This is a genomic window from Variovorax sp. R-27 (genome assembly GCF_049913215.1).
Classification (GTDB): Bacteria; Pseudomonadota; Gammaproteobacteria; order Burkholderiales; family Burkholderiaceae_C; genus Variovorax.
Genome location: NZ_CP183984.1, coordinates 2,577,693 through 2,601,977, shown reverse-complemented (window position 1 = coordinate 2,601,977; position 24,285 = coordinate 2,577,693). Strand labels below are relative to the sequence as shown.

General features: G+C 68.1%; 22 protein-coding genes. 15 read left to right on the top strand and 7 right to left on the bottom strand.

The features are described from left to right. The first annotated feature begins 96 nt into the window (after positions 1–96). Entirely contained in the window at positions 97–384 is a 288-nt protein-coding gene (locus ACN9MV_RS12060; RefSeq protein WP_093057920.1) for a glycine zipper domain-containing protein, read from the top strand. 67 nt (positions 385–451) lie between these two features. Here the strand turns inward: ACN9MV_RS12060 and ACN9MV_RS12055 are convergent, their stop codons facing one another. Then, the gene (locus ACN9MV_RS12055; RefSeq protein WP_426392385.1) at positions 452–1,120 is read right to left on the bottom strand and encodes a DedA family protein; all 669 of its coding nucleotides are present in this window, start codon (positions 1,118–1,120) and stop codon (positions 452–454) included. Between the two features lie 47 nt (positions 1,121–1,167). Between ACN9MV_RS12055 and ACN9MV_RS12050 the strand changes: the two genes are divergently transcribed. The 4 genes from ACN9MV_RS12050 (at position 1,168) to ACN9MV_RS12035 (ending at position 6,011) form a co-directional block, all read left to right on the top strand. After that, a complete protein-coding gene (locus ACN9MV_RS12050; RefSeq protein WP_426392384.1) occupies positions 1,168–1,659 on the top strand; it encodes a GNAT family N-acetyltransferase in 492 nt (163 codons plus the stop codon). A 37-nt stretch (positions 1,660–1,696) separates the two neighbouring features. After that, positions 1,697–2,914: a dienelactone hydrolase family protein gene (locus tag ACN9MV_RS12045; RefSeq protein WP_426392383.1), complete on the top strand. Its 1,218-nt coding sequence runs from the start codon at positions 1,697–1,699 to the stop codon at positions 2,912–2,914. 27 nt (positions 2,915–2,941) lie between these two features. Then, positions 2,942–4,846: a DNA mismatch repair endonuclease MutL gene (gene mutL / locus ACN9MV_RS12040; protein ID WP_426392381.1), complete on the top strand. Its 1,905-nt coding sequence runs from the start codon at positions 2,942–2,944 to the stop codon at positions 4,844–4,846. Between the two features lie 187 nt (positions 4,847–5,033). Continuing rightward, complete coding sequence (locus tag ACN9MV_RS12035) at positions 5,034–6,011, top strand: alpha/beta hydrolase (protein ID WP_093079998.1); 978 nt, start codon at positions 5,034–5,036, stop codon at positions 6,009–6,011. A gap of 22 nt (positions 6,012–6,033) precedes the next feature. Here ACN9MV_RS12035 and ACN9MV_RS12030 read toward each other — a convergent pair whose 3' ends face one another. Genes ACN9MV_RS12030 through ACN9MV_RS12015 form a run of 4 tightly spaced genes read right to left on the bottom strand, consistent with a single transcriptional unit; the run spans position 6,034 to position 10,001 of the window. Next, the gene (locus ACN9MV_RS12030) at positions 6,034–8,280 is read right to left on the bottom strand and encodes a molybdopterin cofactor-binding domain-containing protein (protein WP_426392379.1); all 2,247 of its coding nucleotides are present in this window, start codon (positions 8,278–8,280) and stop codon (positions 6,034–6,036) included. Positions 8,281–8,290: 10 nt separating this feature from the next. Beyond that, on the bottom strand, positions 8,291–8,764 hold the full coding sequence (locus ACN9MV_RS12025; protein ID WP_093079993.1) for a (2Fe-2S)-binding protein: 474 nt from the start codon (positions 8,762–8,764) through the stop codon (positions 8,291–8,293). Between the two features lie 35 nt (positions 8,765–8,799). Further along, complete coding sequence (locus tag ACN9MV_RS12020; RefSeq protein ID WP_426392377.1) at positions 8,800–9,153, bottom strand: c-type cytochrome; 354 nt, start codon at positions 9,151–9,153, stop codon at positions 8,800–8,802. Further along, a complete protein-coding gene (locus ACN9MV_RS12015) occupies positions 9,150–10,001 on the bottom strand; it encodes an SDR family oxidoreductase (protein ID WP_426392375.1) in 852 nt (283 codons plus the stop codon). The genes ACN9MV_RS12020 and ACN9MV_RS12015 overlap by 4 nt, the downstream gene beginning before the upstream one ends. Positions 10,002–10,163: 162 nt before the next feature. Between ACN9MV_RS12015 and ACN9MV_RS12010 the strand changes: the two genes are divergently transcribed. From ACN9MV_RS12010 to ACN9MV_RS11995, 4 genes are all read left to right on the top strand, one after another. Next, complete coding sequence (locus tag ACN9MV_RS12010; RefSeq protein WP_426392374.1) at positions 10,164–11,081, top strand: AraC family transcriptional regulator N-terminal domain-containing protein; 918 nt, start codon at positions 10,164–10,166, stop codon at positions 11,079–11,081. 52 nt (positions 11,082–11,133) lie between these two features. Beyond that, a complete protein-coding gene (gene miaA, locus ACN9MV_RS12005) occupies positions 11,134–12,159 on the top strand; it encodes a tRNA (adenosine(37)-N6)-dimethylallyltransferase MiaA (RefSeq protein ID WP_426392372.1) in 1,026 nt (341 codons plus the stop codon). After that, on the top strand, positions 12,156–12,809 hold the full coding sequence (locus ACN9MV_RS12000) for an ABC transporter ATP-binding protein (RefSeq protein ID WP_093057810.1): 654 nt from the start codon (positions 12,156–12,158) through the stop codon (positions 12,807–12,809). The genes miaA and ACN9MV_RS12000 overlap by 4 nt, the downstream gene beginning before the upstream one ends. Positions 12,810–13,036: 227 nt before the next feature. Then, entirely contained in the window at positions 13,037–14,377 is a 1,341-nt protein-coding gene (locus ACN9MV_RS11995; RefSeq protein ID WP_426392370.1) for a TIGR03118 family protein, read from the top strand. Positions 14,378–14,381: 4 nt separating this feature from the next. Here the strand turns inward: ACN9MV_RS11995 and ACN9MV_RS11990 are convergent, their stop codons facing one another. Then, positions 14,382–15,347, bottom strand: coding sequence for a threo-3-hydroxy-L-aspartate ammonia-lyase (locus ACN9MV_RS11990; RefSeq protein ID WP_426392368.1), 966 nt, complete (start codon positions 15,345–15,347; stop codon positions 14,382–14,384). Between the two features lie 115 nt (positions 15,348–15,462). On the opposite strand from ACN9MV_RS11990, the gene ACN9MV_RS11985 reads away from it, so the two are divergent. From ACN9MV_RS11985 to ACN9MV_RS11965, 5 genes are all read left to right on the top strand, one after another. Then, entirely contained in the window at positions 15,463–16,167 is a 705-nt protein-coding gene (locus tag ACN9MV_RS11985) for a GntR family transcriptional regulator (RefSeq protein WP_093177615.1), read from the top strand. Then, the gene (locus ACN9MV_RS11980; protein WP_426392367.1) at positions 16,164–17,039 is read left to right on the top strand and encodes a phytanoyl-CoA dioxygenase family protein; all 876 of its coding nucleotides are present in this window, start codon (positions 16,164–16,166) and stop codon (positions 17,037–17,039) included. Before ACN9MV_RS11985 ends, ACN9MV_RS11980 begins: the two co-directional genes overlap by 4 nt. Positions 17,040–17,043: 4 nt before the next feature. Next, entirely contained in the window at positions 17,044–18,396 is a 1,353-nt protein-coding gene (locus tag ACN9MV_RS11975; protein WP_426392365.1) for an NAD(P)H-dependent oxidoreductase, read from the top strand. Between the two features lie 149 nt (positions 18,397–18,545). Further along, entirely contained in the window at positions 18,546–18,908 is a 363-nt protein-coding gene (locus ACN9MV_RS11970; RefSeq protein ID WP_093057816.1) for a YciI family protein, read from the top strand. Further along, on the top strand, positions 18,905–20,137 hold the full coding sequence (locus ACN9MV_RS11965; RefSeq protein WP_426392363.1) for an RNA polymerase sigma factor: 1,233 nt from the start codon (positions 18,905–18,907) through the stop codon (positions 20,135–20,137). Before ACN9MV_RS11970 ends, ACN9MV_RS11965 begins: the two co-directional genes overlap by 4 nt. A gap of 30 nt (positions 20,138–20,167) precedes the next feature. On the opposite strand, the gene ACN9MV_RS11960 is transcribed toward ACN9MV_RS11965, so the two are convergent. Then, complete coding sequence (locus ACN9MV_RS11960) at positions 20,168–21,592, bottom strand: serine hydrolase domain-containing protein (protein ID WP_426392362.1); 1,425 nt, start codon at positions 21,590–21,592, stop codon at positions 20,168–20,170. A gap of 81 nt (positions 21,593–21,673) precedes the next feature. Between ACN9MV_RS11960 and ACN9MV_RS11955 the strand changes: the two genes are divergently transcribed. Next, positions 21,674–24,277 (top strand): FtsX-like permease family protein, encoded by a 2,604-nt coding sequence (locus ACN9MV_RS11955; RefSeq protein WP_426392360.1) that lies wholly within the window; start codon positions 21,674–21,676, stop codon positions 24,275–24,277. The last annotated feature ends 8 nt before the right edge of the window (positions 24,278–24,285 follow it).

Sequence of the window (24,285 nt, the reverse complement as noted above, 5' to 3'; positions counted from 1 at the left end):
CCCACGAGTCCGCACAGGCAGGCGCGGCAGGCTCCTACACAGATGCCACCGGCCTTCTGGACATGATGACTCATCACTCCTCGAAAGGTGGACATCATGAACACACGTCTCTGGATCGCTGCATTCGCAGCCACTTCGGTCATGACGATTGCAGGCTGCGCGAGCGGCCCTAACCAGAACCTCGGGACTGGTGTGGGCGCCGTCGGGGGCGCGCTGGTGGGTCACGCCATCGGCGGCAACACTGCAAGCACGGTGGGTGGCGCGGCCATCGGCGGCATCATCGGCAACCAGGTCGGCCGCAATGCCGACGAACGCAACTACTACAACCAGCAGCGCTATCCGCAAGGCAGCGGCTACTACCCGAGCAACGGCCCGAACTACTGAGATACGGCCTGAACGAAAAAGCGCGCCAGTGGCGCGCTTTTTTGCTGGTTGATCGGCCAGGCAGTCGTCAGGCCTGCGAGGCCTGCGCCTCGCGTGCCTTCTCGGCCTTCGAGGCGCGCCATGCGCCGAAAATCGCGAGCAGCCCCGGCACGAAGATCAGCGCCCAGATGATCTTGTCGAGATGCTGGCGCACGAACGGCAGATTGCCGAAGAAGTAACCCGCTGTTGCAATGCCCAGCACCCAGATCAGCCCGCCCACCACGTTGAACATGGTGAACTTCGCGCGGCTCATCTCGGCCACGCCGGCCACGAAGGGCGCGAAAGTGCGAATGAACGGCATGAAGCGCGCAAGAATGATCGTGATGCCGCCGTAGCGCTCGTAGAAGCTGTGGGCCTGGTCGAAGGCCTTGCGGTTGAAGAAGCGCGAGTTCTCCCACTGGAACACCTTCGGCCCGAAGTAGCGGCCGATCGAGTAGTTGCACTGGTCGCCCAGAATGGCCGCCGCAATCAGGACCCCGCAGGCGAGCGGGAAGTTCATGAGCCCCGCGCCGCACAGTGCGCCAACGATGAAGAGCAGCGAGTCACCGGGCAGGAACGGCATCACCACCGCACCGGTCTCGACGAAGACGATGAGGAACAGCAAGGCATAGACCCAGGGGCCATAGGCAATGACAAAGGCCTCGAGGTGTTTGTCGACGTGAAGGATGAAGTCGACGAGAAAGCTGATGATTTCCATGGCCGCGGATTATCCTTGTTGAAACCGAACGCCCTGTGAATCACCCCATGCTGCACATACGCGCTGCCACCGACGCAGACTGGCCGGCCATCTGGTCCGTGCTCGAACCCACCTTCCGCCGCGGCGACACCTACACCTTCGCGACCGACGTCACCGAAGCCGAGGCCCGTCATGTGTGGATGAACCTGCCCGCCGCCACTTTCGTGGCCTGCGACGCGCAGGGTGCGGTGCTCGGCACCTACGTCATCAAGGCCAACCAGCCCGGGCACGGCTCGCACGTGAGCAACTGCGGCTACGTGGTGTCCGAGGCCGCGCGCGGCCTGGGCGTGGCCTCGGCGCTGTGCGAACACTCGCAGCAGGAGGCCGTGCGCATGGGCTTTCGCGCGATGCAGTTCAACTTCGTGGTGTCCACCAACGAAGGCGCGGTGCGCCTCTGGCGCAAGCTGGGCTTTGCCATCGTCGGCACACTGCCTGGCGCGTTCAGGCATCCGCAGCATGGCTTCGTGGATGCCTTCGTCATGTTCAAGCAACTGCAGTAGCCATAAGACTTACTTACCCCACCCGGAGAAACACACGATGACAGGCCAGTACATCCAGATGAAAGCCGCCGACGGCAGCGGCACCTTCCGCGGCTACCTCGCCTTGCCCGAAGCCGGCACCGGCCCGGGCCTGGTGATCGCGCAGGAAATCTTCGGCATCAATCACACGATGCGCGAGGTGGCCGACTACTACGCCGAGGAGGGCTACGTGGTGCTCGTGCCCGACCTGTTCTGGCGCCAGGAGCCGAACGTGGAGCTGGGCTACAGCGAAGCCGACTGGCAACGCGCCTTCGCGCTCTACGGCGGTTTCGACGAGGCCAAGGGTATGGAGGACATGCAGACCGCCATCGATGCGCTGCGCGGCCGCGCCGAGGTGCCTTCGAAGAAGGTCGGCGTGCTCGGCTTCTGCCTGGGCGGCAAGCTGGCCTACCTGGCGGCCTGCCGCACCGATGCAGACGTCGCCGTCGGCTACTACGGCGTGGGCATCGACGCCGCACTCGACGAAGCCGACAAGATCAAGCGCCCGCTCACACTGCACATCGCAGAGCTCGACAAGTTCTGCTCACCCGAGGCGCGCGACCGCATCGTCGCCACGCTCCGGGGCCGGCCCGGTGTCTCGCTGTACGTGTACCCCGGCATGGACCACGCCTTCGCACGCGCCGGCGGCGAGCACTTCCACAAGCCCTCGGCGCTGATGGCGCACGAGCGCAGCATCGCCACGCTGAAGGACGCCATCGGCCCGCACTACGACCTCTCGGCGCTGTGGGACAAGCACTGCGAATACGAGTTCGCCACCCGCAACGTCGACGACACCATGTCGACCATGGTGGCCGAGCCGTACGTCAACCACATCCCGACCATGACCGGCGGCGTGGGCTACAAGGCGCTGCATGCGTTCTATACGAATCACTTCGTGAACAGCAATCCGCCCGACACCGCGCTGGTGCCGATCTCGCGCACGGTGGGCGCCACGCAGGTGGTCGACGAGATGCTGTTCTGCTTCACCCACACCACCGAAATCCCGTGGATGCTCCCGGGCGTGGCGCCGACGGGCAAGCGCGTGGAAGTGCCGCTGCTCGCGGTCATCAAGTTCCGCGGCGACAAGCTCTATCACGAGCACATCTACTGGGATCAGGCCAGCGTGCTGGTGCAGGTGGGCCTGCTCGATGCGAAGCTGCTGCCGGTGGCGGGTGTCGAGACGGCGCGCAAGCTGCTGGACGAGACGCTGCCGTCGAACACCCTGATGCCGCGCTGAAAACGACACGGCTTTTAGAATGCCCCGGTGAGCGCCCTCCCCACTTCCATCACCCCTTCCGAACGCCGACCGATCCGCGAACTTCCCGACGAACTGATCAGCCAGATCGCCGCCGGTGAAGTCGTCGAGCGCCCCGCATCGGTGGTGCGCGAGTTGCTGGACAACGCGCTCGACGCGGGCGCCAGCCAGATCACGGTGCGGCTGGCCTCGGGTGGCGTGCGGCTGATCTCGGTGGAAGACGACGGCCTCGGCATTCCGCGCGAGGAACTCACGGTGGCCCTGCGCCGCCACGCAACCAGCAAGATCGCCAGCCTCAACGACCTCGAGACGGTCGGCACGATGGGCTTTCGCGGCGAGGCGCTGGCCGCCATCAATGCGATTGCCGAGCTCAGCATTCTTTCGCGCTTCACTGGCTCCGACACGGCCTTCGCGCTCGACGGACGCACCGGCGAGCTGCGGCCGGTGGCCCGCTCCACCGGCACCACAGTCGAGGTGCGCGAACTGTTCTTTGCAACACCCGCGCGCCGCAAGTTTCTGAAGACCGACGCCACCGAGCTGGCCCATTGCATCGAGGCGGTGCGCCGTCATGCGCTGGCGCGGCCCGAGGTGGGCTTTGCGGTGTGGCACGACGGCAAGCTGGTCGAGCAGTGGCGCGCCGCCACCACGCGCGAGCAGCGGCTGGCCGATGCGCTGAGCGACGAGTTCGTGGCGCAGAGCGTGGCCGTCTATCGCGAAGGCGGCCCGGTGCGCGTGGTCGGCCGTGCCGGCATTCCGGATGCGGCGCGCTCGCGTGGCGACCAGCAGTTCTTCTACGTCAATGGCCGCTTCGTGCGCGACAAGGTGCTGTCGCATGCGGTGCGCAGCGCGTACGAAGATGTGCTGCACGGCCAGCGCCAGCCGATTTACGCGCTGTACCTGGAGATCGATCCGGCGCGGGTCGACGTGAACGTGCACCCGACCAAGATCGAGGTGCGCTTTCGCGACGGGCGCGAGGTGCACCAAGCGGTGCGCCATGCCATCGAGGACGCGCTGGCCGCCCCGCGTGCCGGAGATGCAGTCGCGCCAGCGGGTGCGGCACCGCAGCCATTTTTCAAGCAGACCCCGCTGCCGTCGAACGCCAGCTGGGCTCAGCCCGCCATCAATTTCACATCGCAGGAGCGCGGCGCCGGCGATTTCGAGGCGATGTGGCCCCGGCGCAGCGAGCAGCCGGCGCAGCACGCGGCGGAATCGACCGCATCGTCTCTTTGGCCCCAGGCCAGTGCGGCGGCGGCAACGTTCCAGGCCCCTGTCGGGCTGCCCGTGGCCGCGGCAAACACGGAGGCTGCCGCCCTCGCCACCAACGAACAAGCCTGGCCGCTGGGCCGCGCGCTGGCCCAGCTGCAGGGCATCTACATCCTGGCCGAGAACAGCCAGGGCCTCGTGATCGTCGACATGCACGCGGCGCACGAGCGCATCGTCTACGAGCGGCTCAAGACGCAGCTCGACGGTGCGTCCATCAGCAGCCAGCCGCTGCTGATTCCGGCCACTTTCGCGGCCACGCCGCAGGAAGTGGCCACGGCCGAGGCCTGCGCCGAGGTGCTGCCGACGCTGGGCCTGGAAATAACTCCCTTCTCGGCACGCACGCTAGCGGTGCGCGCCGTGCCCGGAACGCTGGCCGACGGCGATCCGGTGGAGCTGGCGCGCAGCGTACTGGCCGAACTGGGCCAGCACGACGCGAGCACGGTGGTTCAGCGCGCCCAGAACGAATTGCTGTCCACCATGGCCTGCCACGGGGCGGTGCGGGCCAACCGCAAGCTCACCATCGACGAGATGAACGCACTGTTACGTCAGATGGAAGCAACAGAACGTTCGGACCAGTGCAACCACGGCCGGCCGACCTGGCGCCAGCTGTCGGTTCGCGAGCTGGATTCGCTGTTCATGCGCGGCCGATAGGGCAAATCGGCGCTTTAAGCCTTTTTTCTAGGGTTTTCCGCAGTCATCGGGATTGCGGGCACGCACGTTGCATAGGCTCGGTAAAGCGCCTGTGAGCGTTGTTTCGGGGGGTTACCAAGGTGCAGTGTCGGCGCACCAAGGTGAAAGCAGGTGAACTTTTCCGCCGACTTCGCTGTCCCTCAACCCCATGATGAAACGCTGGACCCTCCTCGCGTCTGTCCTCTCGCTTTGTGCCCTGCTGGCAGCCGGTTGCTCGACGCTCGACGAACAGCAACGCGAATGGATCTTCCAGCCCAGCGACCGCAGCTGGGGCAACACCGCCTCCATGACCCAGGGCATGGAAGACGTGTGGATCGATTTCCAGTCTTCCCTCACCGGTGAGCCCGCTCGCCTGCACGGCCTGTGGCTGGGCGGCGCGCCCGAAACCACCGACACCCCCGTGATGCTGTACCTGCACGGTGCCCGTTACAACGTGGCCGGCTCGGCGCCGCGCATCCAGCGCATGCACGAACTGGGCTTCTCGGTGCTGGCCATCGACTACCGCGGCTTCGGCAAGAGCTCCAAGGGCCTGCCCTCGGAAGAGTCGGCCCGCGAAGACGCCCGCGCCGCCTGGACTTGGCTGGCCGCGCGCCACCCCAAACAGCACCGCTACATCTTCGGTCACTCGCTCGGCGGCGCCATCGGCATCGACCTGGCGGCGCATGTGAACGACGAGAGCGGCACCATCGTCGAGAGCACCTTCACCTCGATCGCCGACGTGGTCAGCGGCTTCAAGTGGGGCTGGCTGCCCTTCGGCCCGTTCATCACGCAGCGATTCGAAGCGATCAACACGGTCAAGGACATCGGCTCGCCGCTGCTGGTAGTGCATGGCACGGCCGACAGCCTCATCAACCCGACGCTGGGCCGCAAGCTGTATGACGCGGCCACCGTGCCCAAGCTGTTCGTGCTGGTCGAGGGTGGTTCGCACCACAACACCAATTCGATCGGCGAGGCGCAGTACCGCGCGGCGCTGACGCAGCTGTTCCGCATGAAGCCGGAGAGCATGGTCGCCAGCAATGGCGGCGCGGCGAACCGGCCGCAGCCACGGCTTGCGCCGCCCTCCGCCGCGCTTGCGCCGCAGGATGTGCGGGGCGAGGTGCGCGCGCCGGCACCGGCCGCCATCTAGGTTTCGTCCGCGCGCCCCGTCGTCAAGCCAGGTTGAAGGGCAGCTGACGCAAGGGCTTGCCCGTCAGCCGTGCAATGGCGTTGGCGAACGCAGGCGCCAGTGGAGGCAGGCCGGGCTCGCCCATGCCGGTGGGCGCATCGGCGCTGGGCACGATGTGGATATCGAACTCCGGCATGTTGGTGATTCGGGCTACGGTGAAATCGCCGAAGTTGCTCTGCTGCACGACGCCGTCCTTCAACGTGATCGCACCGCCGGACAGGCACGTCGACAGTCCCATCACCGCCGCCCCCTGCACTTGCGCCTCCACACTGCGCGGGTTGACCGCCAGGTTGCAGTGCACGCCGCTGGTGACGCGATGCAGCACCGGCTGGCCGTCCTTCACCGAAGCTTCCACCACATAGGCCACCACGGAGTCGAATGACTCGTGCACGGCTACGCCCCAGGCACGACCGTCCGGCAGCTGCTTCTTGCCGTAGCCGCTCTTGTCCACGGCCAGTTGCAGCGCAGCGCGGTGGCGTGGGTGCTTGTCTGCGAAGAGCTGCATCCGATAGGCCACCGGGTCCTGCTTCGTGCTGCGGGCGATTTCGTCGATCAGGGTCTCCATCACGAAGGCGGTGTGGGTGGAACCCACGCTGCGCCACCACAGCACAGGCACGTTGACCTGGGGGTGATGCACCGTCAGGCGCATCGGCAGCGGGTACGGATCGCGCATGCCCTCCGTGGCCGTGGCGTCGATGCCGTCCTTCACCTGGAATTGCCCGAACACCGTGCCCGTGGTGATCGACTGGCCGACGATGACGTGGTCCCACGCCAGGATCCTGCCGCGCTCGTCGAAGCCGATGCGTGCGCGGTGCAGATGCATGGGGCGGTAGTAGCCGCCCTTGATGTCGTCTTCGCGGCTCCACAGCAGGCGCACCGGCACGTCGAAGCCGGCGGCACGCGCGGCCTTGGCGATCTCGCAGGCCTCGACCACGAAGTCGCTGGTGCCCACGAAACGCCGGCCGAAGCCGCCGCCCGCCATCTGCACATGCACCGTCACCTGCTCGGGCTTGAGGCTCAGCACGCGCGCGGCGGCGGCAGCGTCCAGCCCGGCGCACTGGGTGCCGACCCAAAGCTCGGCGCGCCCATTCGACAGCTTGACGGTGCAGTTCAGCGGCTCCATGGGTGCGTGAGCGAGATAGGGGAAGACGAACTCGGCTTCCAGTTGGCGAGGCGCGGTGGCCAGCGGTGCCATGTCGGCGTCGAACTTGCGTGAGCCTGGGCGGCCGGCCAACTCGCGGTACTGCGCCAGTTGCTTTTCGGTGTCCACCTTCTCGACGGAGGCCGTGTCCCACTGCAGCTTCAGCGCGTCGCGGCCCAGCTTGGCGGGCCAGTAGCCATCGGCCACCACGGCTACGCCTTCGGCGCCGCGGTCCAGCGGCACGCGCAGCACGGCCTTCACGCCCTTGACGGCGCGCGCCGCGCTGTCGTCCACCGAGGCCAGGCGAGCGCCGAACACCGGCGGATGAGCCACGACTGCCGTGAGTTGGCCCGGATGCCGCACGTCGATGCCGAAGTCCTGGCGCCCGCTGCTCTTGGCGCGCGCGTCCAGGCGCGTGGTCGGACGGCCGATGATCCGGAAGTCCTTGGGATTCTTCAGCGTGACCTTCTCCGGCACCGGCAGGGCCATGGCAGCTTCAGCCAACTCTCCGTAGCCCAGCTTGCGGCCGCCCGGGCCGAGCACCATGCCGGCCTGCGTGCGCAGCGTGGCCACGTCGGCCTTCCAGCGCGCCGCTGCCGCCGACAGCAGCATGGCCCGGGCACGGGCACCCAGTTCGCGGTACTGCGTGAAGCTGTTCTTGATCGAGTGGGAGCCGCCGGTCATGTTGATGCCGAAGAGCGGATCGACGTAGGCGGCGTCGTTCGAGCCATTGCGGCTGCGCACCAGGGCCCAGTCCGCGTCGAGTTCCTCGGCCAGGATCATTGGCAAGCCGGTCTGCACACCCTGGCCGAATTCCAGCCGGTTGATGGTCACCGTGACTTCGCCGTTGGAAGCGATCTGCACGAAGGCCGATGGCTGCTGCGTCGGCTTGAGCGCGCCAGCCGCCTGCGCCGCACCGTCGGCCTGCGCCATGGCCAGGTGAGGAAAGGCGCCGAGCGCGAGGCCGCCAGCCCCGGCCATCTTCAGGAAGCTGCGGCGAGGCAGCGTGGCAGCTTCGCCGGTCAGACCTTGGGCCATCAGGCGCTGCATGGCGCGCGGCAGTTCGCGGTAGTCGATGTTGGGCAGCATGGCGGCTCCTTCAAGCGAGGGTCTTGGCCGCATCGGCCACGGCGGCGCGAATGCGGGCGTAGGTGCCGCAGCGACAGATGTTGCCGACCATGGCCGAATCGATCTCCTCCGCGCTGGGCTGCTTGCCTCGCGGCAGCGATTTGAGGAAGGCCGTCGCGCTCATGATCTGGCCGCTCTGGCAGTAGCCGCATTGCGCCACGTCGTGCTTGACCCATGCGGTGTGCACGGCTGCGCCGACCCGATCGCTGCCGCTGGTCGTTGCTTCGATGGTGGTGATCTTCTTGCCCTCGGCGGCCGAGATGGGTGTGATGCACGAGCGGATGGCCTGGTCGTCCAGATGCACGGTGCAGGCGCCGCACAGCGCCGCGCCGCAGCCGAACTTGGTGCCGGTCATGCCCAGCGTGTCGCGCAGGGCCCAGAGGATGGGAGTGCCGGGGTCGGCGTCGACCGTGTGTTCACGGCCGTTGATGTGGAGCACGCTCATGTTCGGTTCTTCCTAGGTAGTAGGTTGGATCGGATTCACTTGGCCCCGTCGAGCACCCATTGCGCGAGCGACTGCACGTCGGCATCGGGGATCTGGGTTTGCGGCGGCATCGGCATCGGGCCCCACTTTCCCGAGCTGCCGGCCTTGATGCTTGCAGCCAGCTGCGCGGCCGTTCCCTTTCCTTCGCCGTACCTTGCCCCGATGTCTTTCCAGGACGGGCCCACTACCTTGGCCGCGGGCTGGTGGCATGCGACGCACGCGTACTTCTGCGCCAGCGCCTGGCTGGCCACTGCGCGTGCCGGCCACGCGACGACGCCCACGCCAATACCCAGCGCCACGACGAGGGAAGCGGCAAAGGAACGCTGGACAGCTGCGGTGCCGTTGGTCATTGCTGTCCCCGGTCGTCGTGGGCAAGAGACGTGGACAGGCCGCGATGGGCGCCCGCCTGCGCAAGCAGCGCGTTGGCCTTGGCTTCGAAGGTCTGCACGGCATCGGCACCTGCGGCGAACCGGGCCGGCGGCTCTTCGAGCGCGGCAAGCCGCACGATGGCGTCGGCGAGCTTGGCGGGGTCGCCGCCCTGCTTGCCGCTCATGCTGCTCCAGGCGGCAACGGTCTCCCTGGTGCGCTCCGCGTAGTCGTCGATGTTCGGCTCGGCGAAAGTGGTCGAACCGGCGGTGAGCAGCTCGGTGCGAAAGAAGCCCGGCTCCACCAGCATGGTGCGTATGCCGAAGGGGGCAAGCTCAGGGGCAAGCGACTCCATCCATCCTTCGACGCCAAACTTTGCCGCGGCATAGGCAGTGCAGAACATTCCGCCGGCAATCCCCGCAGTCGAAGAGATGGTGAGCAACAGGCCCGAGCGCTGCTTGCGCATCATCGGCAGCACGGCGCGGGTGACGTTCATCGGGCCGAACAGCAGCGTCTCGATCTGGTTGCGGACCTGCTCGGGGCTCAGCTCCTCGAAGAAGCCGGCGTAGAAGTTGCCCGCGTTGTTGACCAGGACGTCGATGCGCCCGAACTTCGCGATGGCGGCCTCCACTGCGGCCTGTGCGTCGTCGAGGCGGGTGACATCAAGCTTGACGCTCAACAGGTCTGCATGGGGGCCGATGGCCGCAGCCACCTTCGCGGGGTCGCGGCCAGTGGCCACGACGGCGTGGCCTGCGGCCAGCGCTGCCCTGGCGATGTCGACGCCCAGGCCCCGGCCTGCGCCGGTGATGAACCAGATTTTCTTGTCGGTCATGGGAATGTTCCTTTCGGTTGGTGCCAGTGTCTGCCCAGGAACCGTCGACCCGTTTGCCGAAAGCGCGCGTGTTCTTGCCTGAAACGATGAGACTGCGCCAGAAATGCGGACCGAGCGAAATGCGCGAGCTAGACTTTGCCGGAGCACCCCGAAAGGATTCAAATGGAAGCGCCGCAGCTGACGCAGCAAAGCGAATCGGCCGTCCTAGGCGGCCTGGCCAAAGCGGTCGGAAGCATTGTCAAAAATGACGGCGACTTCATCACCGCCATTCCCGAACTCTCGCTCCACCGTCGCAGCGCCACGACCGAGCCTGTTCATTGCATCTATGGCTTTGGTGTGGGCATCACTGTCAGTGGGCAGAAGCGGGTTGCGCTCGGCGAGGAATTCTTCGACTACGCCGCTGGGCAATCGCTGCTGACCACGGCTGACCTTCCCGTCGTGGCGCATGTCACCCAGGCCAGTGCCGCGCGGCCTTTTCTGGGCATCATGCTCAAGCTCGACTCTCGCGCCATCGTGCAGGCGGCAGCCGAGATGGCGTTGCCCCAACCAACAAAGGACTACAGCTATCGAGCCATGTCGCTCGGCGATCTCGATGCGACACTGCTCGGCACGGTGACGCGGCTCGTCGAGCTGCTGGCCGAGCCCAGGCTGATTCCCCAGATCGCTCCACTGCTTCAGCAGGAAATCGCCGTTCGCCTGCTCGCCGGGCGCCATAGCCAGCAGTTGCAGCGCCTCGTGGCAGTCGGCTCTCCAGGCCAGCAGGTGGCGCAGAGCATGGCCTGGCTCAAGATGAATTTCACGCAGCCTGTGCTGGCGGACGAACTGGCCGCTTCCGTGCATATGAGTCCATCGACGTTCCGGCAGCACTTCCGTGCCGTGGCGGGCATGAGTCCCATGCAATACCTGAAGCAGCTGCGTCTGCAAGAGGCCCGGCAACTGATGCTGAACCAGGGCATCGATGCGGGCACCGCAGGAGTGCGCGTGGGATACGAAAGCGCCTCGCAGTTCAGCCGCGAATACGCCCGTCTGTTTGGGGCGCCGCCGCTGCGCGACATCAAGCGGATGCGGGAAACGACCTGAGCAAGACCCGCGCTGCAGACCGGCGCGCGCCATTTGCTACCCTCGGCGCATCATGTTTCCCAGCTCCGCACCGGCCGCCGAGGCCGCTCCCCCGGCATCGCCCGCCGCTGCGCGTTCCGGTCCGCCGCGCTACGTGGCGCTTGCCGGCCCCACCGCCTCGGGCAAGACGGCCGCCGCATTGGCGCTGGCGCGGCTGCAGCCGGTCGAAATCATCAGCGTCGACTCGGCACTGGTCTACCGCGGCATGGACATCGGCACCGCCAAGCCCACGGCCGCCGAGCAGGCTGCCGCGCCGCATCACCTGATCGACATCCTCGATGCGCGCGACAGCTACAGCGCGGCCGCCTTCGTGGCCGATGCCACGCGGCTCATCGGCGAGATTCGCGCACGCGGCGCGCTGCCGCTGCTGGTGGGCGGCACCATGCTGTATTTCAAGGCGCTGTTCGACGGCATAGACGCCATGCCCGCGGCCGATGCCGCGGTGCGCGCGCGCATCGACGCCGATGCCGCCACGCTCGGCTGGCCCGCCATGCACGCGCGGCTCGCGCAGGTCGACCCGATCACGGCCGCGCGGCTGGCGCCGCAGGACAGCCAGCGCATCCAGCGCGCGCTCGAAGTGTGGGAGAGCAGCGGCCAGCCGCTGTCGAGCTTTCATGCGAGCGACAACAAGACTGCCAGCGCAGTCGAAGGCGGCGTGCTGTTCTCGCTCGAACCGACCGACCGCGCCTGGCTGCACGGGCGCATCGCCGAGCGCTTCGATGCGATGCTGGCAGCCGGCTTCCTCGACGAAGTACGCGCCCTGCGTGCGCGCGGCGACCTGTCGACCGACCTGCCCTCGATGCGCTGCGTCGGCTACCGGCAGGCATGGGAAACACTCGACGCCTGCGGCGACGCAGCGCCCGACGCCAAAGCCATCGCCGATCTGCGCGAACGCGGCATTGCCGCCACGCGCCAGCTTGCCAAGCGGCAGATCACCTGGCTGCGCAGCATGCCGCAACGCACCGTGATCGCCTGCGACGCCCCCGACGCGGTGCAGACCGCCGTTCAACTGATCGCCAAGACCACTCAATCCGGATGACGCTGCGCATTTCCAACCTCGGCAAGCACTACGGCGATGCGCCTGTCTTCGAGAACGTGACGTTGGGCGTCGAGCCCGGCGAATTCGTCGCCATCGTGGGCGAATCGGGCGTCGGCAAGTCGACGCTGCTCAACTGCATGGCCGGCCTCGACAGCTGGGACCAGGGCACGGTGACGCACGACGGCACCGACATCGGCGCGCTCGACGGCGAAGCCTGCGCGCTCTGGCGGCGGCGCCACGTGGGCTTCGTGTTCCAGGCCTTCCATGTGCTGCCGCACCTCGACGTGGCGCAGAACGTATCGCTGCCGCTGATGCTGCTGGGCCAGCAGAAGGACAACGACGGCCGCGTCGCCCACATGCTCGAAGCGGTGGGCCTGCCCGGCATGGGCGCGCGGCTGCCGCAGACGCTGTCGGGCGGCCAGTTGCAGCGCGTGGCGATTGCACGTGCGCTGGTGCACCGCCCCGCCCTGCTGCTGGCCGACGAGCCCACGGGCAACCTCGACCCGACCACTGCCGCGAAGGTGATGGAGCTACTGATCGGCCAGACCCGCGAGCATGGTGCGTCGCTGGTGCTGGTGACGCACTCGGAGAGCGCGGCCGCCCGCGCGGACCGCCTGCTGCATCTGCGCGCCGACGGCATCGCCACCTGAGACTTCCTGGCTACGCCCAATGCCATCGCCAAGTCCGGCAAAAGTTGGCAGAAACAGAGCCGGATTTTTGAACCTCCAAGACGGGTGCTCATAGCATTCGACGGCCCGTAGCCAAGCCACCTGCGAACACACCGACGCCTGCAGTTCATCTGCTTCAAAGGCATGGTGGTCCCGCGTGCTCAGCCAATTCATAAAACGGCTTTGCAATGCAATCAGGGGGATCACTCATGCTCGACAGAAGAAACTTCGTTCTAGGCACGCTCGCTTCATCGGCGCTAATCGCCTGTGGCGGGGGCAACGACACCGCTGCCAACCAATGTTCATCAGCGCCGGCCGCCTGTGGTGGCGGCAACAGCGGCAGCAGCAATAGCGCCGCTGTCAACCGATACCGCCAGGCCAATTTGCTGGCCAGCCACACCCGCTACGGCGCTTCCTTCACGGAGCCGGAATTCATCAACGGCTGGGGCATCGCCATCCGCCCGGCCGGTGCCGGCGGCCATTTCTGGGTTGGCGGCGGTGGCATCTCCTGGCAATACCTCGGCGACGTCACGCGTTCGGCCGACCCGGCATTGCGCGCACTGCACCAAGACGGCCTGCGCGAAGTGACCGTACCGGGCTCGGATGCCAGCACGAGCGACGACAGCGCAGGCAAGGTCACCGGCGTCGTGTTCAACGGCGCGGCCCTGACTTCGGACCTGTTCCGGGTGCAAGGCCAGCCGGCCGGCGAGCGCACGCTGGACGGTTCGGCGCGCTTCGTCTTCGTCACCGACAGCGGTAGCGTCAGCGCCTGGACCGAGCGCGATGCAGACAGCGGCGCCATCGTGCGCATGGACGGCCCGGCCGTGGAGGTCTTCAACGGTGCCGATCAGGGCATGGCCTTCTTCGGCGCCGCCATTCACACCGGCCGCTGGGACCGGCTGTGGCTGGCCGACTTCGGCGCGCAACCGCAGATACGCACACTGGACGCGCAGTGGCAGTTGGTGCCGACGCAGGGCTTCGCCAACCCCTTCGCGAGCGGACCGGCAGGCGCGGCACGGCCGGGCGACCCAGTGCCTTTCAACATCCAGGTGGTGAACGACGGAACCCGGGACCGAGTGTTCGTGCTGTATGCGATCAGCCAGGCCGGCCCAGCCGAAGCGCATGCCTTCCACGCCGGCGAGGAAGATGCGCTGGATGCCGCGGCCGAAGCCGCAACGGGCAATCGCCCCTCGCGCGGCAGGCTCGCCGAATTCGATCTGGATGGTCGTCTGCTGCGCGTCTATGCGGATGACGGCCGGCTCAACGCGCCCTGGGGCGTGGCCATTGCGCCCGCTGACTTCGGCGCGCTGTCGGGCTTGCTGCTGGTCGGCAATTTCGGCGGGGCGGGCCGCATCTGCGCTTTCGATCCGGCCAGCGGCCAGTATGTGGACGACTTGCGCGATGCGCAGGACCGGCCCGTGTCCATCGCCGGCCTCTGGGGCCTGCAGTTCGGCAATGGCGTGGCGCTCGGCGACAGCAATGCGCTGTACTTCACGGCCGGGCCGCAGGACGAAACCGAAGGGCTCTTCGGTTCGCTGCGCACGGCCTGAAGCCTTATGTCTGCGGCGCGAGGAAGGTCGCGTAGCGCGACAGGTCGACGTTGCCGCCGCTGATCACGATGCCCACGCGCTTGCCGGCAATCGCCTTGCCCGCTGCAATCGCACCCGCGAAGGCGAGGCAGCCGGTCGGCTCCACCACCATCTTCATGCGCTCGGCAAAGAAGCGCATCGCATCGACGAGCTGCTCGTCGGTAACGGTGAAGATGTCGTCCACGTCGCGCTTGATGATGCCGAAGGTGTACTCGCCCAGATGCTGCGTCTGCGCGCCATCGGCAATGGTCTTCGGCGTTTCGATGTGCACGATCTTCCCCGCGCGAAACGACTGCTGGCCGTCGTTGCCCGCCTCGGGCTCCACGCCGTAGACCTTGCAATCAGGCGCCAGCGCACGCGCCGACAGCGCCGAGCCCGACAGCAGCCCGCCGCCGCCCAGGCACACGAACAGGTGGTCGAGCGGCCCGGTTTCCTCGATCAGCTCCTTCACCGCCGTGCCCTGCCCCGTCAGCACGTCGGGGTGGTCATAGGGCGGAATCATCGTCATGCCGCGCTCCTGCGCCAGCTTCTTGGTGAGCGCCTCACGGTCTTCGGTGAAACGGTCGTACATCACCACTTCGGCGCCGTAGCCCTTGGTGGCGGCGACTTTGGCGGCCGGTGCGTCTTTCGGCATCACGATCACGGCCGGCATCGACAGCAGGCGCGCCGACAGCGCAATGGCCTGCGCATGGTTGCCCGACGAGAACGCGATCACGCCGCCCTTGCGCTGCGTGGCGTCGAACTTCGACAGCGCATTGAACGCGCCACGGAACTTGAACGCGCCCATGCGCTGGAAGTTCTCGCACTTGAAGAAGAACTCGGCGCCCCAGCGCTCGTTGGCGGTGGTGGAACGCAGCACCGGCGTGCGGTGGGCGTGGCCTTCGAGCCGCGCGGCCGCGGCGATGACGTCGTCGTAGGTAGGTAGTTGCATGTGTCCGAGCTTAGCGGCGGCTTGCAAATTTTTGCAGCCCCGATGGGTAAAAACCCGGGATACGCGTCGGCCGCGAACTCCGTACTCTGTATACAGAGTTCAAAGAAAGCCGCCCATGCCCGCCCAGCTCGTCAGCATCGAAGCCGCCCCCGACCTCGTCGACCAGGTCTACCGCGCCCTGCTCGGCGCCATCAGCAGCGGCACGCTCGCGCCCGGCGAGCGCCTTACCCAGGAGGACATCGCCTCCCGCCTTTCGGTGTCGCGACAGCCCGTGCTGCAGGCGCTGCGGCTGCTGAAGAAAGACGGCTTCGTGCTCGACGCACCCGGCCGCGGCGTGCTGGTAGCGCCGCTCGAAGCCGAGGCGATGCGCAAGGTCTACCAGGTGCGCGGCGCGCTCGACGTGCTGGCCGCTCGGCTGGCGGCGCAGCAGCGTTTTCGCATCGACCCGAAACTCATCGAGCGCGGCCGGCGTGCCGCGCGCGGACGCAATGTCGAAGCAATGATCGATGCCGACGTGGCCTTTCACCAGGCCATCTACGAGGCATCTGGCAACCCGCTGATCGGCCAGAGCGCCGATCCGCACTGGCGCCACCTGCGCCGCGCGATGGGTGCGGTGCTGCAGGCCGAGCCGCAGCGCGAATCGCTGTGGGACGAGCACGAGGCCATCGCCGCGGCCATTGCGGCCGGCAACGTCGAGCGCGCCTCGCGCCTGAGCGAAGAACACGTCTCGCGGGCCAGCGAGGCACTGAGCGAACGGCTCGCGCAGCAACTGGCGCGGGCCGCATCCGTCATTCCCACGAAAAAAGGAGACAAGGCATGAAGCTGACCCCCGAGCAACGCGCGCAGTTCGAGCGCGACGGCTATCTGTTCTTCCCCGGCCATTTCTCGGCCGAAGAGACGAAGGTGCTGACCGACGCGGTGCCCGATCTCTACAGCAGGCGCGAAGCCTTCAACGTGCGCGAGAAAGGCTCCGACGCCGTGCGCACGAACTTCGCCGCGCACCTCATCAGCGAGCCCTTCGCGCGGCTGGCGCGCCACCCGCGCATGGTCGGCCCGGTGACCGATCTCTTCGAGGAAGAGGTCTACATGCACCAGTTCAAGATCAACGGCAAGATGGCCTTCGAGGGCGACGTGTGGCAGTGGCACCAGGACTACGGCACCTGGCTCAACGACGACCTGATGCCCACCGAGCGCGCGATGAACGTCGCGATCTTTCTCGACGAGGTAACCGAGCACAACGGCCCGCTGATGTTCATTCCGGGCAGCCACCGCAAGGGCGTGGTCGATGCGAAGCATGACCTCACGACCACCAGCTACCCGCTGTGGACCGTGGACAACAACCTGATCCGCCAACTGGTCGATCGCGCGGGCGGCAAGCACGGCGGTATCGTCTCGCCCAAGGGGCCGGCCGGTTCGATGATCCTGTTCCACAGCTGCCTGGTGCATGCCTCGGGCAGCAATCTGTCGCCCTTCAACCGCGTGGCGGTGTACCTGAGCCTGTGTGCTGTCAGCAATCACATCCGGCGCCACAAGCGGCCCGAGTACATCGCGCACCGCGACTTCACGCCCATCGAGATGCTGCCCGACGACTGCCTGCTGAAGCCGTACCCGGTCGATGTGCCGTGGAAAAACGGCCTGCCCGAGAGCGCATTGCGCACCTCGCTCGACGTGCTCGACACCGCGGAGGCCTGACCCCATGAGCCTGCACACCCGCCTGCAACAGCGTGCCGCCGAAGGCCGCCCCATCCGCATCGGCCTGATCGGCGCCGGCAAGTTCGGCTCGATGTACCTCGCGCAGATTCCGCGCACGCCCGGCGTTCAACTGGTGGCGATTGCTGATCTTTCGCCCGACGCTGCCCGCGTCAACCTCGAACGCGTGGGCTGGCAACCCGAGCGCGCCGCTGCCAGCTCAGTGCAAGAGGCGTTGAAGCAAGGCACCACCTGGATCACCGACGACTGGCAGGCCGTGACGCGCGAGCCTTCCATCGACATCGTGGTCGAGTGCACCGGCAACCCCATTGCGGCGGTGGACCACTGCCTCGACGCCTTCGCGCACGGCAAGCACGTGGTCAACGTGACGGTGGAGGCCGACGCCTTCTGCGGCCCGCTGCTTGCGCACAGGGCGCAGCAGGCCGGCGTGATCTATTCGTTGGCCTTCGGCGACCAGCCCGCGCTGATCTGCGACCTGGTCGACTGGGCGCGCACCTGCGGCTTTCCGGTGGTGGCGGCCGGGCGCGGCCACAAGTGGCTGCCGCACTTCACCGAATCGACGCCCGAGACGGTGTGGGGCAACTACGGCCTCACGCCCGAGCAGGCAAAACGCGGCGGGCTCAACCCGAAGATGTTCAACAGCTTTCTCGACGGCTCCAAGCCGTCGATAGAAAGCTCGGCGGTGGCCAACGCCACCGGGCTCACGGTGCCTTCGGACGGCCTGCTCTACCCGCCCGCGAGCGTGGAAGACATTCCCTTCGTCACGCGGCCGAAAAGCGAAGGCGGCGTGCTCGAGCGCAAAGGCATGGTCGAGGTGGTGTCCTCGCTCGAAGCCGATGGCCGGAAGATTCCCTACGACATCCGCATGGGCGTGTGGGTCACGGTAGAGGCCGAGACCGACTACATCAAGAACTGCTTCGAGGAATACAACGCCCACACCGACCCGAGCGGGCGCTACTTCACGCTCTACAAACGCTGGCACCTGATCGGCCTGGAGGTCGGCATGTCGGTGGCCAGCGTGGCGCTGCGCGGCGAGCCCACCGGCGTGGCCACCTGCTGGAACGCCGACGTAGTCGCCACAGCCAAGCGCGACCTCGCAGCGGGCGAGATGCTCGACGGCGAAGGCGGCTACACGGTCTGGGGCAAGCTGCTGCCGGCCGAGCGCTCGCTGCGCCTGGGCGGCCTGCCGCTCGGGCTGGCGCACAACGTCAAGCTGGTGCGCCCGGTGAAGAAGGGCCAGAGCCTGAGCTGGGCCGACGTGGCGATCGACACGACGACTGCCGCCTACAGGCTGCGCAACGAGATGGAAGCCATGTTCGCCCGGGCAAAGGCCGCGTGACGGCCTAGGTAGCTCAACCGTTGCGCCAAACGGCAATCGCATAAAAAATATTCTGCTCGACACGAACCCCGTGTCGAAATGACCGCCGGCGGGCCGTCATTGTGGTGAGCGATCTTGCTCAACAGCCTTTTCCTTGACGGAGAGACACCATGCAGTACATGTTGATGTTCTATCAGCCCGCGGCCGAATTCGAACAGCGCGACAACGCGTCCTCGCAGGCCTACCGGGCCAGCTGGGTCGCGTATGCCGACGCCGTGCGCCAGGCCGGTATCTCGCTCGGCGGCCACGGCCTCTTCCCGCCCATGACTGGCACCACGCTGCGCGTGCGCGGCGACAAGCGCCAGGTGCAGGACGGCCCCTTCGCCGACACCAAGGAGCAGCTCGGCGGCTACTTCGTGGTCGACGTGCCCGACATCGACGCCGCGCTCGAATGGGCGGCGCGCGCGCCCTGCGCGACCAGTGGCGGGGTCGAGATACGGCCTGTGTTCATGGCGACCGCCGTAGCGGCATGAGCGACCCGGCGGCTCACCGGGCCGCCGAACGGGCGGTGCGCGATTCGTACGGGCGGCTGCTGGCCATCCTGTCGGCGCGCACGCACGACATCGCCGCGTCGGAAGACGCACTGGCCGACGCCTTCGCGCGGGCGCTCGAGCGCTGGCCGTCCGACGGCATTCCCGTGCAGCCCGATGCCTGGCTGCTGAGCGTGGCCCGGCACCGCAAGCTCGACGCCTGGCGCCACACCCGCGTGCAGGACGCGGCCACGCAGACCCTGCTGCTGCTGGCCGGCGAGGTCGACGAAGGCACCACCGACGGCGCGGCCGTGCCCGACGAGCGGCTGCGCCTGCTCTTCGTGTGTGCGCACCCGGCCATCGACGCGGCGGCGCGCGCGCCGCTCATGCTGCAGACCGTGCTCGGCCTCGACGCGGCACGCATGGCCGGCGCCTTTCTCACCGCGCCGGCCACGCTCGGCCAACGGCTGGTGCGTGCCAAGGCCCGTATCCGCGCGGCCGGCATTCCATTCGAATACCCGCAAGCGCGCGACCTGCCACAGCGGCTGCAGGACGTGCTCGACGGCATCTACGCCGCCTACGGCACCGGCTGGGACGACGTGGACGGCGCCGACGCCCTGCCCCGCGGCCTCACGGCCGAGGCCATCGACCTCTGCCGCATCCTGTGCGGCCTGATGCCGAACGAGCCCGAGCCGCTGGGCCTGCTCGCGCTGATGCTGTTCTGCGAAAGCCGCGCCGCGGCCCGTCGCAGCGAGACCGGCGCCTACGTGCCGCTCGACCAGCAAGACCCGCTGCGCTGGGACCCGGATCTGCTCGCGGAGGCCGAACGTTGTCTGCGGCTGGCATCGGACATGAAATCTCTCGGTGCATACCAGCTTGAAGCGGCCATCCAGTCGGCCCATTGCGAACGCCGCGTGGGCGCGCCGGTCGCGCCCGAAGTGCTGGTGTCGCTGTACGAAGGCCTGCTGGCGCTGCGGCCCAGCATCGGTGCCCAGGTCAGCCGGGCCTGCGCGCTGGCGAACGCGCGCGGCCCCGAAATCGGCCTGCGGGCGCTCGAAGCCATTCCCGCGCTGGAGGTAGCGAACTACCAGCCGTTCTGGGCGGCGCGTGCGCACCTGCTCGCGGCCGGCGGCGCACGTTCCGCCTCGCGGCAGGCCTATGACCGCGCCATCGGCCTGAGCGCCAGCGCGGCGGTTCGCGCGTACCTGCATGCGATGTCGGATCGGCTCTGAGCGAACGGCTTTTCGGTGAATCCGCCGCAGTCACTCCTGCGGCACAGCGACCGATTCCCCCACCCGCTTCGCATCGAGCTGGCTGCCACCCTGCGTCAGAGACACCGCGACCACCGCGTTCCCCGCATCCCGCCGGAACACGAACTGCGCGCCGATGGCCGTCACGGCAAACCGGTCGTTGCCGGTGGGCGTTAGCGCGTTGTAGCCGCGCCCGGTCTCGCGCACCAGCAGCTTGCCGCTGCGCACGGTGAAGCTCAGCGACTTGGCCTTCGTCACGCGGAACTCGCCCTTGTAGTCTTCCAGCCGCTTCGGATCGACGGGCACTTCCACCGTCGGCACCGGGTAACGGCTCTTGCCGATGGCCAGCATCACGGGCTGCATCGGCGCGCGTGCGTTGCTGCTGAGCACGATCATCGCTTCGCCGGTGTCGGGCGCGAGCAGCCATAGCGTGCGGTAGCCCTCGGTGACGCCTGCGTGCCAGTAGGTGCGCCGGCCGCCTTCGGGGCCGCGCACCATCACTGCGTAGCCGATATCGGCGCCCTCGTAGCGCGCCAGCGGCGTAAGCATGCGCGCGGCGGCCGGGCCGAGCGGACCGCCGGCGCCCGCGAGGATGGCGCGGCTGAAGGTCATCATGTCGGCGGCGGTGGAGCGCAGCGCGCTGGCCGGTGCGTAGGCCAGCATGTCGAACAGCGGCTGGCGGCGGTCGCCGGCAAAGGCCGGGGCCATGCGCGAGGCCTTGTCGCCGAGCGAGATCACGGTGTCGTTCATGCCCAGCGGCTCGGTGATGCGCGCACGCACCAGCTCGCCCCACGAGGTGTTGTAGTGCTCGGCCAGCAACTGGCCGAGCAACGCCATGCCGAAGTTGCTGTACGCGCCCTCGCACGGCGGTGCGGCGGCAGTGAGCTTGATGCGCGCGAGGGACGCCCAGAACATGGGCTTGTCGAAGGTGCGGAACTGCTCGGCGAGCGGTGCTCCGCCCGTTACGCCATCGGCCATCACGGGCATGCAGCCCGTATGCGTGACGAGCTGGCGCAGCGTGACCGAGGCCACGGCGGACGATAGGCCTTCGACCTTGCCGGCGAGCAGCTTGCCCACGGTGTCGTCGAGCTTGAGGTCGCCGCGCTCCACCGACTGCGCGAGCAGCAGGCCGGTGAAGACCTTGGTGACGGAGCCGATCTCGAACATCGGCTGCTCGGCACTGCCAGCCGCGATGGCGCGCGGCGACGACGGAGGCTCGGGGTTGTAGGCGGCGCCGTAGGACGCCTGGCCGTTGCGCAGCGTGCCCACCACCAGCGTGCCCCGCTCGGCGCCGAGGGCGGCTTTGGCCAGCACCGTCGGGTCACTGGCGAGTGTCAGGGGCTGCTGAAGCTGTGCGGCGGCGTGGCCTGCCAGCAGCGGTGCGATGAGCCAGGCCGCAAGCCAGGGGCGGTACAGGGCACGGGGCAAGAGCCGCATCGTCGGATTCCTCAGGCGTCGTCGAAGAGGCGCCATCGTGCCACGGCGGTGTAACACCGCGCGCGCCGCGACAATTGCCCGATGCGCGCATTGCTCACCACCTTCTCCTGGCAGGAACTCCGCCACCACCCCTGGCGCAATGCGGCGGCTGTGCTGGCCGTGATGCTGGGCGTGGCGTTGGCCTTCTCGGTACAGTTGATCAATGCGTCGGCGCTCGACGAGTTCGCGAGCGCGGTGCGCTCTGTCAACGGCCAGCCCGACCTGGAAGTGCGCGCCGTGCAGGGCGGCTTCGACGAGGCCGTGTTCGAGCGGCTGGCCCGGCACCCGCAGGTGGCGCTGGCGAGCCCCGTGGTCGAGTTCCAGGGCTTGGCGCTGGCCGGCGAGCGCCAGGTGCCGATGCGCGTGATGGGCGTCGATGCGCTGGTGCTGCCGACCATCGCGCCCGCGCTGATGCCGCAGGCCGCGGCCGGTGCCGACCGCTTCTCGCTGTTCGCGCCGGGCCATGTGTTCCTCAACGCCGCAGCGCGCGGCGCACTGGGCCTGCCGGCGGAAACGCCCGCCGGAACGACGGAGACGATGCAACTGCGCAGCGGCGACGCATGGCACAAGCTCGACGTGGCCGGCCATGTCGCCGCCAGCGGCACTGCGCTCGCGGTGATGGACATCGCGGCGGCACAAGAGCTGTTCGGCCAGATCGGCCGGCTCAGCCGCATCGACCTGCGGCTGGCGCCCGGCACCGACAGGGCCGCCTTCATGGCCTCGCTGCAGCAGTCGCCGGGCTGGCCAGCGGGCGTGCAGTTTGCCGAGCCCGGCGATGCGGCGCAGCGCGTGAGCAATCTGTCGCGCGCCTACCGCGTGAACCTGACGGTGCTGGCGCTTGTGGCGCTGTTCACGGGCGCGTTCCTGGTCTTCTCGGTGCTGGCGCTCAGCGTGGCCAAGCGCGCGCAGCAGTTCGCGCTGCTCGGCGTGCTCGGCCTCACGCCGCGCGAACGGCTGCGGCTGGTGCTGGCCGAATCGCTGGTGCTGGGGCTGATCGGCAGCGCGGCGGGTCTCGCACTGGGTACAGCGCTCGCGGCCTTCGCGTTGCGCGTTCTGGGCGGCGACCTCGGTGGCGGGTACTTCGAAGGCGTGGCGCCCACGCTGCACTGGAGCGCGGGCTCGGCGTTGCTGTACGGCGGACTGGGCGTGCTGGCCGCGCTGGTCGGCGGCTGGTGGCCCGCGCGTGCGGCACAGGCGCTGCCCGAAGCACAGACGCTCAAGGGCCTGGGCGCCGCGCCCACGCAGGGCAACGGCCACTGGCTGGCGCTGGGGCTGATCGCGCTGGGCGCGGTGCTGGCCAACGTGCCGGCCATCGGCGGCATTCCGGTGGCGGCGTACCTGTCGGTGGGCTGCCTGCTGGTGGGCGGCATCACCGCGCTGCCCTGGCTGATTGCGCTGCTGTACGACCGAGTGGCGCCAATGTTCGCGCGACGCGTGCTGCCGATGCTGGCGGTGGAGCGCGCGCGCCGCATGCGCGGCACGGCCGCCGTGGCGGTCAGCGGCGTGGTGGCAAGCCTGAGCCTTGCCGTCGCACTCACGGTGATGGTCGCGAGCTTTCGCGATTCGGTGACGCATTGGCTCGACGTGGTGCTGCCGGCCGACCTGTACGTGCGCGCCACCTCGGGCGGGCGCGGCAGCAACAGCGGCAACAGCAGCAGCACCGACACCGCCACCTTTTCGCCGGCCTTCGTGCAATCGCTGGCGCAGTTGCCTGGCGTGGCACGCACGGGCACGCTGCGCACGCAATCGCTGCAGCTCGATGCGACACGGCCCACCGTGACGCTGATTGCGCGCAGCCTGGAAGGCGGGGCGACGCAGTCGTTGCCACTGGTGGGTGCCGCGCTGCCCGTGCCCGAGGGGCAGATCGGCATCTACGTGAGCGAGCCGATGGTGGAGCTGTATGGCGCGAAACCGGGCACGGCCTTCACTCCGCTGTCGGATGCGATGGGCCTGCGGGCGGGTTCGAAGAAGGCGCAAACGTTCTTCGTGGCGGGCGTGTGGCGCGACTATGCGCGGCAGTTCGGCACAGTCACGATGGATGCGCGGGACTTCGAACGCATCACCGGCGAGCGCAATGTGAGCGACGTGGCGCTGTGGCTTGCGCCCGGAGCGTCGGAAGGCGCGGTGCAGACTGCGGTGCGCGCCTTGGCAGCACGCCAGGGCGGCTCGTCCGCCGAGTCCGTCGAGATCGCATCGGTGGGGCAGATCCGCGCGACCTCGCTGCGCATCTTCGACCGCAGCTTCGCCGTCACCTACTGGCTGCAGGCGGTGGCCATCGCCATCGGGCTGTTCGGCATTGCCGCGAGCTTCAGCGCGCAGGTGCTGGCGCGGCGCAAGGAGTTCGGGCTGCTCGCGCACCTGGGCTTCACGCGAAGGCAGGTGCTGGCAGTGGTGGCCGGTGAAGGCGCCGCGTGGACCGCCATCGGCGCCGTGGCCGGATTGGGACTGGGGCTGGCCGTGTCCGTGGTGCTTGTGAAGGTCGTGAACCCGCAGAGCTTCCACTGGAGCATGGACCTGCTGGTGCCGTGGGGCCGTCTGCTGACACTGTGCGCGGCGGTGGTGGCCGCCGGCACGGTGACGGCCTGGATGGCGGGCCGGGCCGCCGCCGGCAAGGACGTGGTGCTGGCGGTGAAGGAAGACTGGTAGCGCCCTCG

Excerpts from the sequence above, each read along its gene's own strand:
- miaA (WP_426392372.1), top strand. The coding sequence starts at position 11,134 with ATGTTTCCCAGCTCCGCACCGGCCGCCGAGGCCGCTCCCCCGGCATCG.
- ACN9MV_RS11985 (WP_093177615.1), top strand. The coding sequence starts at position 15,463 with ATGCCCGCCCAGCTCGTCAGCATCGAAGCCGCCCCCGACCTCGTCGAC.
- ACN9MV_RS12030 (WP_426392379.1), bottom strand. The coding sequence starts at position 8,280 with ATGCTGCCCAACATCGACTACCGCGAACTGCCGCGCGCCATGCAGCGC.
- ACN9MV_RS11965 (WP_426392363.1), top strand. The coding sequence starts at position 18,905 with ATGAGCGACCCGGCGGCTCACCGGGCCGCCGAACGGGCGGTGCGCGAT.
- ACN9MV_RS11980 (WP_426392367.1), top strand. The coding sequence starts at position 16,164 with ATGAAGCTGACCCCCGAGCAACGCGCGCAGTTCGAGCGCGACGGCTAT.
- ACN9MV_RS11970 (WP_093057816.1), top strand. The coding sequence starts at position 18,546 with ATGCAGTACATGTTGATGTTCTATCAGCCCGCGGCCGAATTCGAACAG.
- ACN9MV_RS12035 (WP_093079998.1), top strand. The coding sequence starts at position 5,034 with ATGATGAAACGCTGGACCCTCCTCGCGTCTGTCCTCTCGCTTTGTGCC.
- ACN9MV_RS12025 (WP_093079993.1), bottom strand. The coding sequence starts at position 8,764 with ATGAGCGTGCTCCACATCAACGGCCGTGAACACACGGTCGACGCCGAC.
- ACN9MV_RS11955 (WP_426392360.1), top strand. The coding sequence starts at position 21,674 with ATGCGCGCATTGCTCACCACCTTCTCCTGGCAGGAACTCCGCCACCAC.
- ACN9MV_RS11995 (WP_426392370.1), top strand. The coding sequence starts at position 13,037 with ATGCTCGACAGAAGAAACTTCGTTCTAGGCACGCTCGCTTCATCGGCG.
- ACN9MV_RS11990 (WP_426392368.1), bottom strand. The coding sequence starts at position 15,347 with ATGCAACTACCTACCTACGACGACGTCATCGCCGCGGCCGCGCGGCTC.
- ACN9MV_RS11975 (WP_426392365.1), top strand. The coding sequence starts at position 17,044 with ATGAGCCTGCACACCCGCCTGCAACAGCGTGCCGCCGAAGGCCGCCCC.
- ACN9MV_RS12015 (WP_426392375.1), bottom strand. The coding sequence starts at position 10,001 with ATGACCGACAAGAAAATCTGGTTCATCACCGGCGCAGGCCGGGGCCTG.
- ACN9MV_RS12010 (WP_426392374.1), top strand. The coding sequence starts at position 10,164 with ATGGAAGCGCCGCAGCTGACGCAGCAAAGCGAATCGGCCGTCCTAGGC.
- ACN9MV_RS12045 (WP_426392383.1), top strand. The coding sequence starts at position 1,697 with ATGACAGGCCAGTACATCCAGATGAAAGCCGCCGACGGCAGCGGCACC.
- ACN9MV_RS12020 (WP_426392377.1), bottom strand. The coding sequence starts at position 9,153 with ATGACCAACGGCACCGCAGCTGTCCAGCGTTCCTTTGCCGCTTCCCTC.
- ACN9MV_RS12050 (WP_426392384.1), top strand. The coding sequence starts at position 1,168 with ATGCTGCACATACGCGCTGCCACCGACGCAGACTGGCCGGCCATCTGG.
- ACN9MV_RS12000 (WP_093057810.1), top strand. The coding sequence starts at position 12,156 with ATGACGCTGCGCATTTCCAACCTCGGCAAGCACTACGGCGATGCGCCT.
- ACN9MV_RS12055 (WP_426392385.1), bottom strand. The coding sequence starts at position 1,120 with ATGGAAATCATCAGCTTTCTCGTCGACTTCATCCTTCACGTCGACAAA.
- ACN9MV_RS12060 (WP_093057920.1), top strand. The coding sequence starts at position 97 with ATGAACACACGTCTCTGGATCGCTGCATTCGCAGCCACTTCGGTCATG.
- ACN9MV_RS11960 (WP_426392362.1), bottom strand. The coding sequence starts at position 21,592 with ATGCGGCTCTTGCCCCGTGCCCTGTACCGCCCCTGGCTTGCGGCCTGG.